The sequence below is a fragment of the Collinsella sp. TF05-9AC genome, from assembly GCF_003438495.1.
Lineage (GTDB): Bacteria > Actinomycetota > Coriobacteriia > Coriobacteriales > Coriobacteriaceae > Collinsella.
In genome coordinates this window covers 45,982-46,661 of sequence record NZ_QSSH01000019.1, presented here as the reverse complement: position 1 = coordinate 46,661, position 680 = coordinate 45,982, and the positions used below count along the sequence as shown (strand labels likewise).

General features: G+C 61.6%; 1 protein-coding gene. It reads right to left on the bottom strand.

The annotated features are described in order from the left end of the window. Window positions 1-97: 97 nt before the first annotated feature. Window positions 98-523 (bottom strand): 50S ribosomal protein L31, encoded by a 426-nt coding sequence (gene rpmE / locus DXC52_RS06595; RefSeq protein ID WP_006235303.1) that lies wholly within the window; start codon window positions 521-523, stop codon window positions 98-100. Window positions 524-680: the final 157 nt, after the last annotated feature.

Genomic DNA, 680 nt, shown 5'->3' with positions numbered 1-680 from the left:
CGGCCAGCAGACTAAAGTCTTGAAAGAAAAGGGCCGCGCACCCAAACGGATGCGCGGCCCTTATGCCATGAATGCGAGTGATTCCGCGGCGAGCTATTTACTCAGCAGCCTCGGTAGTCTCGGCCTCGGCAGCGGCCTCCTCGACGGGAGCCTCTGCGGGAGCCTCGGCGGCCTGCTTGGCAGCCTCCTCGGCAAACTTAGCAGCACGCTTGGCCTTCTCGGCAGCCTTAGCCTCAGCGGCGGCCTTGCGAGCGGCCTCGGCCTCAGCAGCCTTGGCAGCCTTGGCAGCCTTGGCCTCCTCGGCCTTCTTGAGCTGGGCGGCAGCGGCGCCACCGAACTTGTCGGCGAAGCGCTGGACGCGTCCACCGGTGTCGACGAACTTCTGCTGGCCGGTGTAGAACGGGTGGCACTCGTTGCAAAGCTCAACCTTCATCTCGGACACGGTAGCGTGCGTCTTGAAGGTGTTGCCGCAGGAGCACGTCACCGTGCACTCGACATACTGGGGATGGATACCCTGCTTCATGGTAGGACTCCTTATTAGTCAGGCGCTGGTTACCGATCAGCGCATAAGGCGTCTTGGTTTCCGACCAAGACAACAAACTCGGCTATGGTACCACGGCGCCGCGTGTCCCACAAAAGGTTCACGGTCTTTTCGGAACGACACGAATCTGACCCATCGA